A 15,583-nucleotide genomic window follows, 5' to 3' on the forward strand; every position below is an offset into this window, starting at 1 on the left:
GCGGTCAGATGTCCTCGGGGCGGTAGACGCAGAGCGCCCAGATGATGAAGACGTCCGCCGCGATCACGATGATCGACCAGAACGGGTAGTACGGGAGATCGAGGAAGTTCTCCAGGGCGCTCAGCGCGACGACCACGATGGCGGCCCAGCGGGCCCAGCGGGCGCCCGCGAGGAGGAAGCCACCGATCAGCGCGACCACCGCGCCGGTGATGACGTGGACCCAGCCCCACCCGGTGAGGTCGAAGCGGAAGACGTAGCGCGGGGTGGTGAGGAAGACGTCGTCGTCGGCGATCGCCATGATGCCGCGGAAGGCCTCGAAGAAGCCGTTGATCAGCATCAGGACACCGGCGAAGACGACCAGCCCGGGGGCCCACTCGCTGAACCGGTTGGCCGAGGCCGGCGGCGGTGGCTGCCCGGTGCCGGAGCGCCAGGGCGGGGGCTGGTCGGGGGTGGGCGACGCGCTGCTCATGCTGCTCCTCCTGGGCCGTGCGCCGGGGCCGAAGGCGCGGCGCACGGAGGCGACGCGCCGAGGCCCCGGCACGGGCGTACGGAAAGGCGTTCGGACTTCGACCGTCCGCCGAACCCGGGCGGTGGGCAATCGGGCGCAACTGTTCGGGTGACGGGCTCCGCGCGCCGCCGGGGCGCGCGAGGCGGGACTGGTAGTGGTTGTGCGACCACTGTCCGGGCCCGGTCCGCCCGCTCCGGCGGGCCACCGCCCGGCCCGAGCACGGAAGGCGCGCCGCGTGACTCTTCTGCCGAAGGACGTCGTGGAGCAGGCCGGGGGTCCGCCGCGCACCTCCCGGCTGGCCCGCTTCCTGGCGGCCGCACGCCGCCGCCGCGGCCGGGCGCTGGTGGGCTGGCTGACCACCACAGACCACAAGCGGATCGGCACCCTCTACATCGCCACCTCGTTCCTGTTCTTCCTGGTCGGCGGCCTGATGGCGATGCTGATCCGGATCGAACTGGCCCGCCCGGGGATGCAGCTGCTCGACAACGAGCAGTACAACCAGCTCTTCACCATGCACGGCACGATCATGCTGCTGATGTTCGCGACGCCGCTGTTCGCCGGGTTCGCCAACTGGATCATGCCGCTGCAGATCGGCGCGCCGGACGTGGCCTTCCCCCGGCTGAACGCGCTCGCCTACTGGCTCTACCTGTTCGGCTCGTTGATCGCGGTCTACGGTTTCCTCACCCCCGACGGGGCGGCCGACTTCGGCTGGTTCGCCTACGCGCCGCTGAACAGCGCCGAGTACAGCCCCGGCCTGGGCGCCGACCTCTGGATCATGGGCCTGGCCTTCTCCGGCTTCGGCACCATCCTGGGCTCGGTCAACTTCATCACCACGATCGTCTGCTTCCGTGCTCCCGGGATGACCCTGTTCCGGATGCCGATCTTCGTCTGGAACGTCCTGCTCACCGCGGTGCTGGTGCTGTTCGCCTTCCCGGTGCTCGCGGCCGCGCTGCTCTGCCTGGAGTCGGACCGCCGCTTCGGTTCGCACGTCTTCGACGCCGCCAACGGGGGCGCGATGCTCTGGCAGCACCTGTTCTGGTTCTTCGGGCACCCGGAGGTGTACATCATCGCGCTGCCGTTCTTCGGCATCGTCACCGAGGTGATCCCGGTCTTCAGTCGCAAGCCGGTCTTCGGATACTCCGGCCTGATCGCGGCGACCATCGCCATCACCGGTCTGTCGATCACGGTCTGGGCGCACCACATGTTCGTCACCGGGCAGGTGCTGCTGCCGTTCTTCTCGATCATGACGATGCTGATCGCGGTGCCGACCGGGGTGAAGTTCTTCAACTGGATCGGCACCATGTGGCGCGGTTCGCTGAGCTTCGAGACCCCGATGCTCTGGACGGTGGGTTTCCTGGTCACCTTCCTGTTCGGGGGTCTGACGGGCGTGCTGCTCGCCGCTCCGCCGATCGACTTCCACGTCTCGGACTCGTACTTCGTGGTGGCGCACTTCCACTACGTGGTGTTCGGGACGGTCGTCTTCGCGATGTTCGCGGGGTTCCACTTCTGGTGGCCGAAGATGACGGGGCGGATGCTGGACGAGCGGCTCGGCCGGATGCACTTCTGGACGCTGTTCGTGGGCTTCCACGCGACCTTCCTGGTGCAGCACTGGCTGGGCGCCGAGGGGATGCCGCGCCGGTACGCCGACTACCTGGCCTCGGACGGCTTCACCACGCTCAACACCGTCTCCAGCATCGGCTCGTTCCTGCTCGGCCTCTCCACGCTGCCGTTCCTCTACAACGTCTGGTACACCGCCCGGTACGGCGAGAAGGTGACGGTGGACGACCCGTGGGGGTACGGGCGTTCGCTGGAGTGGGCCACCTCCTGCCCGCCGCCGCGGCACAACTTCACCGCCCTGCCGAGGGTCCGTTCGGAGTCGCCGGCCTTCGACCTGCACCACCCCGACATCGCCGCGCTGGACCGGCGGCAGAACGCCGGCGAACCGCTGGTCTGAGTGCGGCGGACCCGGCGGCGCCGGGCGGTCTCGGGGCGGTTCCCGGGCGCTCGTTAGGATGGCCGCCATGGCAGAGGAGACCAACGCCCCGGCGGCCGGGGACCCGCGGGCCCGGCGGCGCGGCCAGGGCGAACTGGAGGCCCAGGTGCTGGCGGTGCTCCAGCGCGCGCCCGGTCCGGCCACGGCCGGCTGGGTCCAGGAGCACCTGGACGGAGGCCTCGCCTACACCACGGTGATCACCATCCTCTCCCGGCTGCACGCCAAGAACGCCGTTTCCCGGACCCGTTCCGGCCGCTCCTACCACTGGCAGGCCGCCTCCGACGCGGCCGGCCTCGCGGCGCTGCGGATGCGGCGCGTCCTGGACGGCGAGCCCGACCGGGACGCCGTGCTGGCCAGCTTCGTCACCGCGCTGCTGCCGCACGACGAGGAACTGCTGCGGGCCCTGCTGGACAGCGCGTCCGCCGGTCCGGCAGTGGTCGACCGTGAGAGCTGACCCGTGGGCTTCTTCGTCTTCCTCCCGCTCGTCCTGCCGCTGACGGCAGTTCCGATCGCCCGCCTCGCCGAGCAGCACCTGCACCCGCGCGGCGCGGCCCGGCTGCTGACCTCGATCGGTGCGGTGATGGCGCTGTGCAGCGCGGTCTGCCTGGGGCTGACCGGCGTCGTGGGCACGGCCCAGATCCCGGGCAACCCGCTGCCGGACAGCTGGTCCGACCCGGAGGTCCGGGCGGCGCTGCCGTACCACGAGACGGTCGGGACGGCGGCGATCTGCCTGCTGGCCGCGGTGGCCGCGGCCTGTCTGCGGACGGTCGTCAGGCACCTGCGGGTCCGGGCCCGGGCGCGCCGGGCCCTGGGCTGCCGCGGCGTGGGCGGCGTGGGCGGCGTCGGAGGCGCGGGCGGTGCGGGCGGCGTCGAAGGGGCGGGGGCCGCTGCCGCAGGTGCGGCGGGCGCAGACGACGTGGCCGTGCTGCCGGACACCAGCCCGTACGCGTACGCGCTGCCCGGCTCGCCCGGGTGGGTGGTGGTCTCCACCGGGATGCTGGCCGGCCTGGCCGCCGACGAGCGGGAGGCGCTGCTCGCCCATGAGCGGGCGCACCTGGAGCACCGGCACCACCGCTACCTGCTGGCCACGCAGCTCGCTGGCTGCGTGAACCCGTTCCTGCGGCCGCTGCAGCAGGCGGTCGCCTACAGCGCGGAGCGCTGGGCGGACGAGGAGTCGGCCCACGCCGTGGGCGACCGGCGGGTGACGGCCCGGGCGGTGGCCCGTGCCGCGCTGGTCTCGCACCGGGCCCCTGTGCCCGGGTTCGCCGCCTTCGCCGCCCCCGGGCCGGTGCCGCGCCGGGTCGCCGCGCTGCTCGGCCCGGTGCCGGCCGCGCGGAACTGGCCACCGGCCCACACCCGGGCGGGCGTCGCCGCGATGGTCGCGGCGATCGGGACGGCGGCCTCGGCGCTCTGCGCGGTCAACGCGGCGGTGGCCCTGCTGCTGGTCCTGAAGGCCGTCACCCCGTTGTAGGGAGCGTCCGGCCCGGTTCACCCCGGCGGGCCGACGGCGGGTCCCCGCCGAGTGGACACGCCCTCGGGCGGGGATGATCGGTATGAGGTGCTGACCGTCCACCGCGAGAGGATGCTCGCCATGAAGGTGCTCGAATTCGTCCTGAACGCGATCTGGCTGATCTTCTGCGGCATCTGGATGGCGATCGCCTACGCAGTCGCAGGCATCATCTGTTTCATCCTGATCGTCACCATTCCATTTGGCATCGCGGCCTTCCGGATCGCCGGCTTCGTGATCTGGCCGTTCGGGCGGACGACCGTGGAGCGGGCGGACGCGGGGGCGCCGTCCTGCGTCGGCAACGTGATCTGGCTGGTCTTCGCCGGGTGGTGGCTGGCGCTGGCGCACGTCGCGACCAGCATCCCGCTGTTCCTGTCGATCATCGGGATCCCGTTCGGGTGGGCCAACCTCAAGATGATCCCGATCTCCCTGATGCCGCTCGGCCGCGAGGTCGTGTCGACGGACGAGCGCTTCGGGCGCTGAGCCGGGCCTCTGAGCCGAGTGCGGGGCCGGGTCGCGTCGGGTCGCCGGATGCCCGGGCCGGTACCGGCGACGGGCGCACCGGTCAGGGCGCCTCGCTGAGCTGGACGATCATCTTGCCGGTGTTGGCACCGCGGAGCATGCCGAGGAAGGCGTCCACCACGTTCTCGAAGCCCTGGACGACGGTCTCGTCCGGGACGACGGCACCCGAGCGCAGGTGGGGGACGAGGAAGTCGTACAGCTCCGGCCGGGCGTCCAGGTGGTTGCGGACCAGGAACCCCTCCAGCCGCAGGCTCTTGCCGACCACGTCGTAGAGGTTGCGCGGTGCGGCCGGCGGGTCCTGGAGGTGGTTGTACTGGGCGACGGCGCCGCACCAGGCGATCCGCCCGTGGTCGCGCAGCGCGTCGATGGCGCCTTCGAGGTGGTCGCCGCCCACGTTGTCGAGGTAGACGTCGAGGCCCCCGGGGGCGGCCTCGCGGAGCCGGTCGGCGATCGGCGCGTCGTGGTAGTCGAAGGCGGCGTCGAAACCGAGCCGCTCGGTCAGGTGCTCGACCTTGGCGGCCGAGCCGGCGCTGCCGACGATGCGGCCGGCGCCGAGCAGCCGGGCGAGCTGCCCGGCGGCTGAGCCCACGCCGCCGGCCGCCGCCGAGATGAAGATCGTCTCGCCGGGCTGGAGACGGGCGATCCGGGTCAGGCCGACCCACGCGGAGAGGCCGGTACCGCCGAGGACGCTCAGGTGGGCGCTGAGCGGGACGCCCGCGAAGTCGGGCAGCACGGTGGCCTCGCCGGGGCCGACCACGGAGTGGGTGCGCCAGGCCTTGCGGTGGAAGACCAGCGCCCCGAGCGGTAGGGCCGAGCCGCGGGACTCCACCACCCGGCCGAGCGTCCGGCCCTCCAGCGGGGCGTGCAGTGCCCAGCCGCCCTCGTCCATCTCCTCGCGCATGTACGGGTCGACGGACTGGTAGATGTTCTCGACCAGGGCCTGGCCCTCGGCGAGCGCCGGGACGCGTTCCTCCAGGAACGCGAAGTCGGCGGCGGTGGGCGCGCCGACGGGGCGGGAGACCTGGTGGACGACGAGGGCGGTGGGGCGCGGCATGGCGGTACTCCGGGTGGGTGTGGGTGCTCTTGCTCTTGCGGGGGCGCGGCGCCGGGCCGGCCGGGCGAACGTGGTCACCGTACGGAGGGCGGGGGCCGGCTGGGCAGGGGTGCGCGTCGATGGAAGAGCCACTTCCATGAGCAGCTTCGATGGATGGAGGTCGGGGCGCGCGGGGGCAGGCTCTAGATTCGAGGGCATGAACGACCTCGCCCGGGGCGCCGCCGTCCCCGACCTCGCCCCGCAGGAGCTGCGCATCCTGGTCGCCGTCGAGGAGGAACAGGGTTTCACGGCCGCGGCCGCGCGCCTGGGTACCACCCAGTCCGCCGTCTCGCACGCCGTCCGCGGCTGTGAGCGGAAGCTCGGCGCAGTGCTCTTCGACCGTGGGCGCCACGGCGCACGCCCCACCGAGGCGGGCGCGCGGGCCGTCGCGTACGCCCGGCGGATCCTGCGGCTGCTGGGGGCGATGGGTCCGGAGGTGCGCGCCGCCGGCCTGGCGGACGGCGCCGGGGAGGTCGCCGGCACACTGCGGATCGCGGCCTTCCGCAGTGTGGCCGCCCACCTGCTGCCGCCCGTGCTGGCCGCGCTGGCGGCCCGTCACCCCAGGCTGACCGCACAGGTCCGGATCGTCCGCGAGGTCGGGCGGGGCACCGCCGGCGAGGTCGCGGACGGTCGCGCCGACCTCGGCCTCGCCACCCTGGACGCGGGCGGTCCGCCGGCCGTCCCGGGACTGGTCGCGGTCCGCCTCTTCGAGGAGTCCTACGCCCTGGTCCACCCGGACGGCCACCCGGCGCCGCGCGGGCTGCCGCTGGTCGACTGGGACGAGAACTGCGGCTCGTACACCCGCAGTTGGTGGGACCGCCAGGACTGGATCCCGCCCGCCACCATCGACGTCGAGGACGACACGGTGGCCGTCTCGCTGGTCTCGCAGGGGCTGGGGATGGCCATCATGCCGCGGACCGCCCTGCTCGGGGCCCCGGCCGGCCTGGCCGTCACCGACCTCGGCCCGCAGCCGCCCAGCCGGTACGTCGGGTACGTGACCACGCCGGAGCTGGCGGGCACGGCGGCCGTCCGGGCGCTGATCCGCGAACTGCGCTCGGCGCCACTGCCGGAGGGGCTGGCGGCGGCCTGAGGCGGCGTCCGGCCGGGGCGAGGTCCGGCTGTCGGCCGGTCGGTCGGTCGGCCCGACGGGCCCGGCGTCGGCCGGACGCCGCCTCAGGCCGCCAAGCCGCCGCTACCGCGCCGCCGGCTGCTCCACGGTCTCCCGCAGCCGGCGGAACTCGGCCGCCAGCCCGTCCAGGGTGTAGTGCGCGTTGAGGCCGCTCGGGTTGGGCAGGACCCAGACCTCCGTCGTCCCGATGCCGTCCGGCTGGCGTCCGATCGTGGCCGTCCGCCGCCCGAACGCCGTGCGGTAGGCGCCGATGCCGAGGACGGCCAGGACGCGCGGACGCAGCCGCAGCACCCGGTCGGCCAGCGCGGCGCCGCCCGCGCGCAGTTCGTCGGCCGTCAGCTCGTCGGCCTTGGCGGTGGCACGCGGAGCGACGTTGGTGATGCCGAGGCCGAGGGCGAGCAGCTCGCGCTGCTCGCCCGGGCGCAGCTGGTGCGGGGTGAAGCCGGAGCGGTGCAGTGCGGGCCAGAAACGGTTCCCGGGGCGGGCGAAGTGGTGGCCGGTGGCGCCGGACCAGAGTCCGGGGTTGATGCCGCAGAAGAGCACCCGCAGGCCGGGCGCGACGACGTCCGGGATGGTGGTGTCACGGGCGGCCAGCAACTGCTCGGCCGTCGGCTTAGCCACCGCCGGCGTCGCCGACTTCGTCGGATGCGGGGACTCGGCGTGCTTCGCGGGCTTGTCGGTCACCCGCCCAGTCTGCCCGGCCCGCGCCCGCCCCCGGCGTGCCGGGGGCCGCCGGGGCGCCGGATCCGGCCGGGACACCGGCTTCGGCCAGGACACCGGGGACGGCGGCCCGCAGCCGTGCCTGGCGCCGCTCCCGGAGCCACCGCAGCCCGTACACGACGGCCGCCGCGTAGGCCCAGCCCGCGAAGATGTCGACGATGAAGTGCTCGGCCCCGTAGACCAGGGTGAACGCCATCGCGAGCGGGTAGGCGACCAGCAGCACCCGCATCCGGCGCGTCGCCGTCGGCCAGAAGAAGAACAGCAGCATCGCCGGGTAGGCGGAGTGAAGCGAGGGCATCGCGGCGACGTCGTTGGCGAACCGGCTGCCGTTCTCGAAGATCGAGCCGGCCCGTGGCAGCCCGCTCTGGGTGAGGACGTCGGACACCACCCGAGTGAGCGCCGGCATGTTCCCCTCCTGGGCGGTGAGCCACGGCGGGTCGGCCGGGTACAGCAGGTACGTGGCGAAGCCGGCGAAGGTGAGGGCGAGGTAGCAGGTGAGCAGCCGGCGGAACCGGTCGTGGCGCCGCCGCCAGAGCACGGCCAGCACCACGAAGACCACGAAGAAGTGCGACAGGTAGACGGTGACCGCCGCGTAGTCGTACCAGCGCGGCGAGCCGGGGGTGTAGAGCCCGTACTGGAGCCGGACGGTCCAGGTCTCGCCGAAGCCGAGCAGTTCGTCGGCGCGCAGCTGCGGCCGCCAGTGCGGGGCCCACGGGGTGTGCGCGCCGTAGCCGCGCAGCAGCGAGTACGTCCAGACGGCGGCCATCACCGGGACCCAGTCACGCAGGACGAGCAGGAAGCCGCGCGGCCCGTGACCGCTGTGCACGGCGGCCGCCAGCAGCGCGCCGATGAGCCAGCAGAACACCACGTCGTTGGCGTACGGCAGCCCGTACGCGCGCAGGTACCAGAGCAGGGCGAGGAAGTAGAGGGGCCACGCCAGCAGCCGGAGTCGGGACAGGGCGCCGACAGGCGCACCCGGTCCGGGCCGGTTCACCGGACGCAGCCGCCCGGATCGCTCGGGTGGGAGCGGTGCCGGGCGGAGCAGTTTGGTCATGCCGGTCTAATCTAGCAAGGCATTCTTTGAGGACTCTCTACGCGTACGGCCCGCCGCCCAGCAAAGGCTCAGAAAGCCGCCGGTCGGCGTAACCGCGGGCCGGTGGGACGGCCCGCGGTCACGCCGACCCGTGCGCGGTCTACGCGACGATGCCCAGCTCGTGCGGGGTGTTGTTGAGCCGGCGCCCGCCGTTCTCGGTCACCGTCACGATGTCCTCGATCCGTACCCCGAACCGCCCCGGCAGGTAGATGCCGGGCTCGATCGAGAAGCACATGCCCGGCACGAGCGGCCGTTCCTCGCCCTCGACCAGGTACGGCGGTTCGTGGGTGGTGATGCCGATGCCGTGACCGGTGCGGTGGATGAAGTACTCGCCGTAGCCGGCCTCGGTGATCACCCGGCGGGCGATCCGGTCGATCTCCTGGCAGCTCACGCCGGGCCGGACGGCCTCGAACGCGGTCTGCTGCGCCCGCCGTACGACGTCGTGGACCTTCCGGACCTCGTCCGGGACGTCCGCCCCGACGTGCACCGTGCGCGTGGTGTCCGAGCCGTAGCCGTCCTTGAGGCCGCCGAAGTCCAGCACCACGGTGTCTCCGGGCTCGATGACCCGGTCGCCGGCCTCGTGGTGCGGGTTGGCGCCGTTGGGGCCGGAGCCGACCACGGTGAAGTCGACCTGGCTGTGCCCGTACTGGATGAGCAGAGCGCTGAGGTCGGCGGCCACGTCGGTCTCCCGGCGGCCGGCGAACCGGACCTCCAGGATGCCCCGGTACGCGGAGTCGGCGGCGCCGCCGGCCGCGGCCAGGCGCTCCAGCTCGTCGCCGTCCTTGACCGCGCGCAGCATCGGCAGGGTCTCGGAGAGCGAGGTCCAGCGGGTGCCGGCGAGGGCGGCCTGGAAGCCGAGCAGGTGCATGGCCCAGGTGTTGTCGGAGACGCCGTACCGGCCGGCGGGTTCGAGCAGCGGGACGGCGGCGGCGTACGGGTCCTCGCCGTCGGTCCAGTCGACCAGCCGGAGGGCGGGGGCGCCGGGGGCCTTCTCGGCGTCCGGGCGTTCCAGCTTGGGGACGATCAGGGCGGGCTCGCGCCCGGCGGTGAGGACGAGCGCGGTCAGCCGCTCGGTGATCGCGGTGGGCTGGTAGCCGCAGAGGTGGACCAGGTCGGGGCCGGGGGCGACAACCAGGCCGGCGAGCCCGGCGGCGGTGGCGTCGGCGGTGGCCCGGGCCATCCGGGCGGTGTAGTCCTCGGTGGTGAACGGTCGTGGCACGGGTGTCTCCCGCCTTCCTGGATGGGCAGCGTCATGTGGTGGGGATCGGCCTCGGACACCCGGAGCCCCGGACCGGCGGTGCACGACGGATCCACCGCGCACCACCGGACGCCGGTGCTGCGGCCGTCACCGATGCCTTATCACGGCCGGGTCGCGGCGGCGTAGTGCCGGACCGGGTCGGTGTCGGGTCGGTGTCGGGCCCGCGACCCCTCGGCCGGCCTCCGGCCGGTCCGGCCGGAGGACCCCTGAGGACGGCTCGGCCGGACCGTCCAGCCTCTTCGCACACCCGGAGCTGCCGCTCAGCCCGGGCCGCCCGGACCGGCTCCGGAGCCGGCTCGCCGAGGTCTTCGACGAGCTGATCGCCGAGTTGCAGGACGGGTCCGGGGAGGAGGCGGAGGACGCCGTGGACGTCATCGCGCTCACCGTGAGCCACGGCGTCCGGCCGGAACACCCTCTCGGGTCGATTCCCATCGAGGCACGGATTCGTAAATCGCAGGCGGACTGTCGGTGCGGTGGTTCAGGATGACTGAATGCCATACGAACTTCAGGCGCTGATCGGCTCGGCGGAGCTGCTCGCGGTGGCCGCCGCCGAGGTGCCGGTCGCCCGCCTCGCCCCGTTGTCGCAGGGGCTGGCCCTGATCCCGGCCACGCCCGAGTTCCTGGCCGCGCTCGGGTACCAAGTCGGCGGCGCCGAAGGCGCGTCGGATGAAGAGGCCGGGTTCGACTGGCTTCCGGACGGCTCCGGGCGGCGGCTCGCCGCGTGGTCCAAGGCCGGCCCGATCGCCTGCGTCGAGGCCTTCTTCTTCGGCGGCAGCGGCACCCAGCGCGCCGCCGTCTGGGTCGACGGCCGTCTCGCCCTCGGCCCGCTCACCAACGCCGAGTTCGCGCCCTTCCCGCCCGAGGGCGGCCCGATCTCCCGCGCCCTGCGCCACCTCGGTGCCCGGGTGGAGCCCGCCCGGGCCGACGGGGCCGACTATGTCGACGAGTTCGAGGCCGTCGGCCTCCCGGCCCACCGCAGCACGGCCCGCTGGGCGTCCCCCTCCTGAGCCGTCCCGGCCCTCGCCGACTTCCCCCTCACCGTTCGGCGTACGTGCGGTGGCTGGGTCAACTGCCGTGCCCCAACGTGTGAACCAGGCGAACTCGCCTGATTCGCATCGAGAGGAAGCAACACCCATGCGTGCCACCTGGATGGCCGCCGCGCTGACCGCAGCCATCGTGCTGACCCCGGTCGCCACGGCGTCCGCCACCGCCGCCGGAAACGGATCCGCGGCCCCCCGAACCTCCCCCTTCGCCGCTGCCCTCCCGGGCTCGTCCGCCTTCGCGGCCGTCTCTGCGGTCCCCGTGCACCCCGTGCTCCCTGCGGTTCCGGCCGTCCCCGCGATCCCGGTGCCCAAGGCCTCCGGAGCCCCGGCGGCCCCCGCCCGCCCGGCCGACGTGCCGCTGCCCGTCACGGTGCCCCCGGTCGCGGTCCCGGCGCCGGACGCCCCGGCCCTGCCGGCCACCCCCGACCTGCCGGCCCTTCCGGAGCTGCCCGCCGCCCCCGACACGTCCGCGCTCCTCGGGACGGTCGGCGACCTCGTCGACACCGTCACCGGCCTGCTCTCGTCCCTGACGTCCGCGGTCGACCTCGGCGCCGTGCAACAGCTGGTCAGCTCGCTCCAGGCGGTCCTGCAGGGCCTGCTCGGTCAGCTGCCGACCCCGCCGGTGAACGTCCCGTCCCCGCCGGCTCTCCCAGGCAGCGGCACGCAGACCCGCGCGGACCAGCTCGCCTCCCTCAAGGTGCAGGCCCGCTTGCTGGCCGACGCCGCGGCCGAGGCCCGCGCCGCCGTTCACCCGCACCCGGCCGCCGGCTGACCGGCCCGCCGATGACGCACGAGGCCCCGGAGGCGGTTTGCAGGGGCCGTCGCAACACGTGGTCGGCTTGATCGGGCCGCGATGAGTCAGTGCAGGCGCTCGGCCGGGGTCTCCCGGCCGAGCGTTCTGCGTGGGCGGCCGTCGAGTTCGGCGTCCACCGTCACAAGTCGGCGGGCCGCTCGCCGATCACGGTCATCGGGCCGATGAGGCCTGGCCTGCGGCAGTTGGCCGGCCGATGGGGGACGCGGCGGGCACGGCCCGTGCGCAGGGCGCCGGCCAGCTCCCGGCGGAGCCCGCCGCGGCCCTGGACGCAGAGGGCCTGGTGGACGGTGCGGGGGGCCACCTGCATCTCGGGCCGCTCGGGAGAGGTCTCCCGCCGAGCAGGCAGATCTCCTCGGGGCTGCACTTCTCGTCCAGGTGGTCCCGGACGAAGTCCCGCAGGGCCCGGTTGTGGGCGATCTTGGTGGGCGTCCGGCGTCCGGCGTCCGGCGTCGGGCGTCCGGCGTCGGGCGGGGCCGGCGAGCCTGCACGGCGAGCCTGCACGGCGAGCGGGCCGGTACCGGCCGCCGCCGGGGCGGCGGTTGCGCCGGATCTCCCGGCCGACCTGAGAGTTTGCGGCGATCGCGGCGCTGACCTGGGAAGACTCATGCCACGAGCTCCGCTGGTCAGCGCCACTTTCCGCCCGCGTGCGCCCTGGACGTGCCCTCACTTTGCACGGGTCGTCACTGCCGTGCGCGAACGGCGACCTGCGTCCGGAGCCGACTCGGCAACGGTCTCGCACAGGATCGCCGTGAAGGCCCGCACGGCGGCCGTGGCCTGGTGGGTGGGCCACAGCAGGCCGTAGTCGATGGTGGGCGCGTCGCGGAACGGGACGAAGACGATGCCCGGGCGGCTGTGGAACTCCTCGGCACGGGCCGCCACGGGAGCGACGCCCTGCCCGGCCGCAACCTGCGTCAGGACCTCGGGCCAGTAACGCACGGCCGGACCGCGGATGATGGGCCGCCCACCCGGCGTGTGGGTGGGCAGGTGGTACTCCAGCCAGTAGGCGGGGTACTCGGCCGCGAACGTGATCAGCGGGGCGAGCGCGAGGTCCTCCACGCTGACGCTCGCCTGCCGAGCCAGCGCATGCCCGGCGGGCACCAGCAGAGCCCTGGGCTCGGCGAACAGCACCGGCCCCGCCGTCAGATCCGGTTCCCGGACCGGGAGTTCGCTGATCTGGAGGTCGACCTCACCCGAGCGCAGCGGCCCGTGCGGGTCGGCGAACTGGATCTCCCGGATCTCGACCGCGCAGTCGGGGTGACGGGCGGAGAACGCCTCGCCCGCGCGCAGCACCGCGTCCGCCGCCCAGGGGGTGGTGTAGCCGACCCGTAGCGTGCCGGTGATGCCGCGCCCAGCGGCGACGGCCCGCCTGTACGCCTGCTCGATCTGCCGGTGCGCCGGCAGCACGTCGGCGCGCAACTGTTCCCCGAGCGGGCTCAGCGTCACGCGGCGGCTGCTGCGTACGAACAGGGGTGAGCCGATGCGCCGCTCCATGTTCTTGACGATCTGGCTGACCCGTCCAGGGGTGCAGCGAAGCCGCTCGGCGGTGCGGCCGAAGTGCAGTTCCTCGGCGAGCGCCAGAAAGACCTCGATCTCCTGTCGTTCGAGCACTGCACCCCTCGTCGTTGAGCCTGCCTAAACGGATCTTCGCGGATCGTACGTTGATCCGGTTCGCCGTGTCAGGAGATCGTTTCCGGGCAGGCCGGGGCCGTAGCAGCCCTGGCTGAGTGCCGCACACAGGAGCCCAGGAGGGGACCATGGACCAGACCACCGGGAAGATCACCCATTTTGTCCACCAGTCGCTGGACGGCTTCATCGAAGGGCCGAACGGCGAGTTCGACTGGCCGGTCATGGACCCGGAGCTGTCGGCGTACTCCCGCTCCCTCACCGAGAGCGCCGACATCTTTCTCTACGGCCGCGGCGTGTGGGAGCTGATGGCCGGATTCTGGCCCCACGCCGAGGAGTTCTCCACCCACGAGCACGACCTCGCGTTCGCGCCGGTGTGGCGGAAGGCACCCAAGGTGGTCGTCTCGACGACCCTGGGACACGTCGACTGGAACACCCGGGTGATCGGTGAGAACGTCGTCGAGGAACTGGCCGCGCTCAAGCGGGGCGGTGCCCACCTGCTGTTGTTCGGAGGCTCCACGCTGGCCGCCCACCTCACCGAGCACCAGCTGATCGACGAGTACCAGGTCTTCGTCCACCCGGTGGTCCTCGGCGGAGGCAAGCCGGTCTTCCGCAGCCCGCAGCCGGGCTTCGGCCTCACCCTCGTCGAGTCCAGGGTCTTCGACAAACAGGTGACCCTGTTGCGTCACCGGCCTGTACGGGAGGTCTCCTCGGTTTCGCACGGTTCGTGACGCGCCCGGCCATGAGCGACCACCGGACAGCGCCATGGACACCTCGCACCGTGCTCCGCGACGTCGTGCGGCCGCACTACCGGGACCGGGACGGCGGCCCTGCCCCACCCTGCTCGCCCTGGGACAGCACGGCATCATCCCGCCCCACGATCACCGACATGCTCACCCGCCGCTCCGCAACCACGGCCGTCAGCACTCCCGGCGCCGGACACGACCTCCACCTGGAGCATCGCGACACCGTCCACCTGCTGGTGGCCGCCCTCCTCGCACTCCCGGATCCGGCCCACACCCCACCGGATCCGTACCACCCCTGATCACACAAGGAGATTCCCCTCGTGACCACCGTCATCTCCGCCGACGGCACCCCGATCGCCTACTCCGCGACCGGCACCGGACCCGCCGTCGTTCTCGTCGACGGCGCGCTGTGCCACCGAACCTTTGGCCCGAGCGCTGCCATCGCCGAACAGCTCGCCACCCACCACACCGTCCACACCTACGACCGGCGGGGCCGGGGCGAGAGCGGCGACACCGCGCCCTTCACCGTCGACCGCGGGATCGAGGACCTCGCGGCGGTGATCGCGGCCGCCGGCGGCTCCGCACACGTCCTCGCCCTCTCTTCCGGTGCGGCACTCGCCCTGCGAGCTGCCCCGCGCGGTATCGGCATTACCCGACTCGCCGTCTACGAGCCGCCGTTCAGTACCGAGGACGGACAGCGCGAGCGCTTCGTCCAGTACGCGGCGGACTTGGAGGCGGCCCTGGCCGACGACCGCCGAGGCGACGCCGTCGCCCACTTCATGGCGTTCGCCGGCATGCCTTCGGAGATGGTCGACCAGATGCGCGGCGCCCCCGTATGGCCGCTGTTCGAGGCCGTGGCACCGACCCTGGCGTACGACGCCGAGGCGCTGGGCGCATCGACGGGTGCGGTGGTTCCCGCCGACACCCTCGCCGAGATCGCCGTGCCGACCCTCGTCATCGACGGCGGTGCCAGCCCCGAGTTGCTGCGCGCTCCCGCCCGCGCGGTCGCGGCCGCGATCCCCGACGCCGAGCACGAGACGCTGGAGGGCCAGACGCACGAGGTGGCCGCCGACGCCCTGACCCCCGTGCTGCTGAAGTTCTTCGCCTGAACCACCACCCACAGGGAACGCACCCGGCTGCTTACAGGAGCCGAACCATGCGCGAAGGCGACCGTGTCCGGCTGCGCGCGTTGCGCGCCGAGGACGTCGAACACCGCCTTCGCCGGCGCAACGGTCCCGAGGTCGCGCCCTGGGCGACCGCCCGCGGCCCGTGCTCCGGACCGGTGACCGCCGGGGCGCTCGGCATCGCCTTCGAGTCGATGCTGCGTCTGGTACCGCTGAAGGGCGCAGTGTTCACGGTCGCGGGCCAGCCGATCGGGTTGGCCGAACTACCAGGACCTCGACCCGTACGGCGGGACGGCCACCCCCGGCGTCGTGATCGGTGAGCGGCGGTGCTGGGATCGCGGCCACGGATCCGAGGCGCTGCGACTGCTGGTGGACCGCCTCTTTCCGGCCCCGCCCGCGGTGGAGTCGCG

At 73.3% G+C, this 15,583-nt stretch carries 17 protein-coding genes and 1 pseudogene; 11 read left to right on the forward strand and 7 right to left on the reverse strand.

Annotation, left to right across the window (positions count from 1 at the left end; all coding sequences use genetic code 11):
- Window positions 1–4: 4 nt before the first annotated feature.
- Window positions 5–469, reverse strand: a complete 465-nt coding sequence (locus tag ACF9IK_RS21120; protein WP_395295730.1) for a DUF7144 family membrane protein — start codon at window positions 467–469, stop codon at window positions 5–7.
- Between the two features lie 334 nt (window positions 470–803).
- Here ACF9IK_RS21120 and ctaD point away from each other — a divergent pair, with 334 nt between their 5' ends.
- From ctaD to ACF9IK_RS21140, 4 genes are all read left to right on the forward strand, one after another.
- On the forward strand, window positions 804–2,462 hold the full coding sequence (ctaD, locus tag ACF9IK_RS21125) for an aa3-type cytochrome oxidase subunit I (RefSeq protein ID WP_395298636.1): 1,659 nt from the start codon (window positions 804–806) through the stop codon (window positions 2,460–2,462).
- Between the two features lie 67 nt (window positions 2,463–2,529).
- On the forward strand, window positions 2,530–2,955 hold the full coding sequence (locus ACF9IK_RS21130; RefSeq protein WP_395295731.1) for a BlaI/MecI/CopY family transcriptional regulator: 426 nt from the start codon (window positions 2,530–2,532) through the stop codon (window positions 2,953–2,955).
- A 3-nt stretch (window positions 2,956–2,958) separates the two neighbouring features.
- Window positions 2,959–3,972, forward strand: a complete 1,014-nt coding sequence (locus tag ACF9IK_RS21135) for a M56 family metallopeptidase (protein WP_395295732.1) — start codon at window positions 2,959–2,961, stop codon at window positions 3,970–3,972.
- 120 nt (window positions 3,973–4,092) lie between these two features.
- Entirely contained in the window at window positions 4,093–4,491 is a 399-nt protein-coding gene (locus tag ACF9IK_RS21140) for a YccF domain-containing protein (RefSeq protein ID WP_395298637.1), read from the forward strand.
- Window positions 4,492–4,573: 82 nt separating this feature from the next.
- On the opposite strand, the gene ACF9IK_RS21145 is transcribed toward ACF9IK_RS21140, so the two are convergent.
- On the reverse strand, window positions 4,574–5,584 hold the full coding sequence (locus tag ACF9IK_RS21145; protein WP_395295733.1) for an NADP-dependent oxidoreductase: 1,011 nt from the start codon (window positions 5,582–5,584) through the stop codon (window positions 4,574–4,576).
- 196 nt (window positions 5,585–5,780) lie between these two features.
- Between ACF9IK_RS21145 and ACF9IK_RS21150 the strand changes: the two genes are divergently transcribed.
- A complete protein-coding gene (locus ACF9IK_RS21150; protein ID WP_395295734.1) occupies window positions 5,781–6,713 on the forward strand; it encodes a LysR family transcriptional regulator in 933 nt (310 codons plus the stop codon).
- 102 nt (window positions 6,714–6,815) lie between these two features.
- Here ACF9IK_RS21150 and mug read toward each other — a convergent pair whose 3' ends face one another.
- The 3 genes from mug to ACF9IK_RS21165 form a co-directional block, all read right to left on the reverse strand.
- Window positions 6,816–7,373 (reverse strand): G/U mismatch-specific DNA glycosylase, encoded by a 558-nt coding sequence (gene mug, locus ACF9IK_RS21155; protein ID WP_395295735.1) that lies wholly within the window; start codon window positions 7,371–7,373, stop codon window positions 6,816–6,818.
- A complete protein-coding gene (locus tag ACF9IK_RS21160; protein ID WP_395295736.1) occupies window positions 7,366–8,526 on the reverse strand; it encodes a phosphatase PAP2 family protein in 1,161 nt (386 codons plus the stop codon). Before ACF9IK_RS21160 ends, mug begins: the two co-directional genes overlap by 8 nt.
- A gap of 139 nt (window positions 8,527–8,665) precedes the next feature.
- The gene (locus ACF9IK_RS21165) at window positions 8,666–9,745 is read right to left on the reverse strand and encodes a M24 family metallopeptidase (RefSeq protein WP_395298638.1); all 1,080 of its coding nucleotides are present in this window, start codon (window positions 9,743–9,745) and stop codon (window positions 8,666–8,668) included.
- Between the two features lie 569 nt (window positions 9,746–10,314).
- Between ACF9IK_RS21165 and ACF9IK_RS21170 the strand changes: the two genes are divergently transcribed.
- Together ACF9IK_RS21170 and ACF9IK_RS21175 are read left to right on the forward strand one after the other, a co-directional pair.
- The gene (locus tag ACF9IK_RS21170; protein ID WP_395295737.1) at window positions 10,315–10,830 is read left to right on the forward strand and encodes a hypothetical protein; all 516 of its coding nucleotides are present in this window, start codon (window positions 10,315–10,317) and stop codon (window positions 10,828–10,830) included.
- Between the two features lie 127 nt (window positions 10,831–10,957).
- Window positions 10,958–11,638 carry a hypothetical protein gene (locus ACF9IK_RS21175; RefSeq protein ID WP_395295738.1) on the forward strand — a complete coding sequence of 227 codons (681 nt, stop codon included), beginning with the start codon at window positions 10,958–10,960 and terminating at the stop codon, window positions 11,636–11,638.
- A 166-nt stretch (window positions 11,639–11,804) separates the two neighbouring features.
- Here the strand turns inward: ACF9IK_RS21175 and ACF9IK_RS37060 are convergent.
- Window positions 11,805–12,248: pseudogene (locus tag ACF9IK_RS37060) on the reverse strand (IS30 family transposase); the annotation flags it as partial.
- A 95-nt stretch (window positions 12,249–12,343) separates the two neighbouring features.
- Window positions 12,344–13,288, reverse strand: coding sequence for a LysR family transcriptional regulator (locus ACF9IK_RS21185; protein WP_395295740.1), 945 nt, complete (start codon window positions 13,286–13,288; stop codon window positions 12,344–12,346).
- Window positions 13,289–13,434: 146 nt separating this feature from the next.
- Here ACF9IK_RS21185 and ACF9IK_RS21190 point away from each other — a divergent pair, with 146 nt between their 5' ends.
- From ACF9IK_RS21190 to ACF9IK_RS21205, 4 genes are all read left to right on the forward strand, one after another.
- The gene (locus ACF9IK_RS21190; protein WP_395295741.1) at window positions 13,435–14,034 is read left to right on the forward strand and encodes a dihydrofolate reductase family protein; all 600 of its coding nucleotides are present in this window, start codon (window positions 13,435–13,437) and stop codon (window positions 14,032–14,034) included.
- Window positions 14,035–14,192: 158 nt separating this feature from the next.
- Window positions 14,193–14,348: a hypothetical protein gene (locus ACF9IK_RS21195; protein WP_395295742.1), complete on the forward strand. Its 156-nt coding sequence runs from the start codon at window positions 14,193–14,195 to the stop codon at window positions 14,346–14,348.
- Window positions 14,349–14,369: 21 nt separating this feature from the next.
- The gene (locus tag ACF9IK_RS21200; RefSeq protein ID WP_395295743.1) at window positions 14,370–15,158 is read left to right on the forward strand and encodes an alpha/beta fold hydrolase; all 789 of its coding nucleotides are present in this window, start codon (window positions 14,370–14,372) and stop codon (window positions 15,156–15,158) included.
- A 47-nt stretch (window positions 15,159–15,205) separates the two neighbouring features.
- Window positions 15,206–15,493, forward strand: coding sequence for a hypothetical protein (locus ACF9IK_RS21205; protein ID WP_395295744.1), 288 nt, complete (start codon window positions 15,206–15,208; stop codon window positions 15,491–15,493).
- Window positions 15,494–15,583: the final 90 nt, after the last annotated feature.

It is taken from the genome of Kitasatospora hibisci, assembly GCF_043950205.1.
Classification (GTDB): domain Bacteria; phylum Actinomycetota; class Actinomycetes; order Streptomycetales; family Streptomycetaceae; genus Kitasatospora; species Kitasatospora hibisci.

Bases quoted from the DNA above. Each gene is read 5' to 3' on its own strand.
- ACF9IK_RS21150 (WP_395295734.1), top strand. From the start codon at position 5,781: ATGAACGACCTCGCCCGGGGCGCCGCCGTCCCCGACCTCGCCCCGCAG.
- ACF9IK_RS21175 (WP_395295738.1), top strand. From the start codon at position 10,958: ATGCGTGCCACCTGGATGGCCGCCGCGCTGACCGCAGCCATCGTGCTG.
- ACF9IK_RS21120 (WP_395295730.1), bottom strand. From the start codon at position 469: ATGAGCAGCGCGTCGCCCACCCCCGACCAGCCCCCGCCCTGGCGCTCC.
- ACF9IK_RS21145 (WP_395295733.1), bottom strand. From the start codon at position 5,584: ATGCCGCGCCCCACCGCCCTCGTCGTCCACCAGGTCTCCCGCCCCGTC.
- ACF9IK_RS21205 (WP_395295744.1), top strand. From the start codon at position 15,206: ATGCGCGAAGGCGACCGTGTCCGGCTGCGCGCGTTGCGCGCCGAGGAC.
- ACF9IK_RS21195 (WP_395295742.1), top strand. From the start codon at position 14,193: ATGCTCACCCGCCGCTCCGCAACCACGGCCGTCAGCACTCCCGGCGCC.
- ACF9IK_RS21165 (WP_395298638.1), bottom strand. From the start codon at position 9,745: ATGGCCCGGGCCACCGCCGACGCCACCGCCGCCGGGCTCGCCGGCCTG.
- ACF9IK_RS21130 (WP_395295731.1), top strand. From the start codon at position 2,530: ATGGCAGAGGAGACCAACGCCCCGGCGGCCGGGGACCCGCGGGCCCGG.
- ACF9IK_RS21160 (WP_395295736.1), bottom strand. From the start codon at position 8,526: ATGACCAAACTGCTCCGCCCGGCACCGCTCCCACCCGAGCGATCCGGG.
- ACF9IK_RS21190 (WP_395295741.1), top strand. From the start codon at position 13,435: ATGGACCAGACCACCGGGAAGATCACCCATTTTGTCCACCAGTCGCTG.
- ACF9IK_RS21170 (WP_395295737.1), top strand. From the start codon at position 10,315: ATGCCATACGAACTTCAGGCGCTGATCGGCTCGGCGGAGCTGCTCGCG.
- ACF9IK_RS21140 (WP_395298637.1), top strand. From the start codon at position 4,093: ATGAAGGTGCTCGAATTCGTCCTGAACGCGATCTGGCTGATCTTCTGC.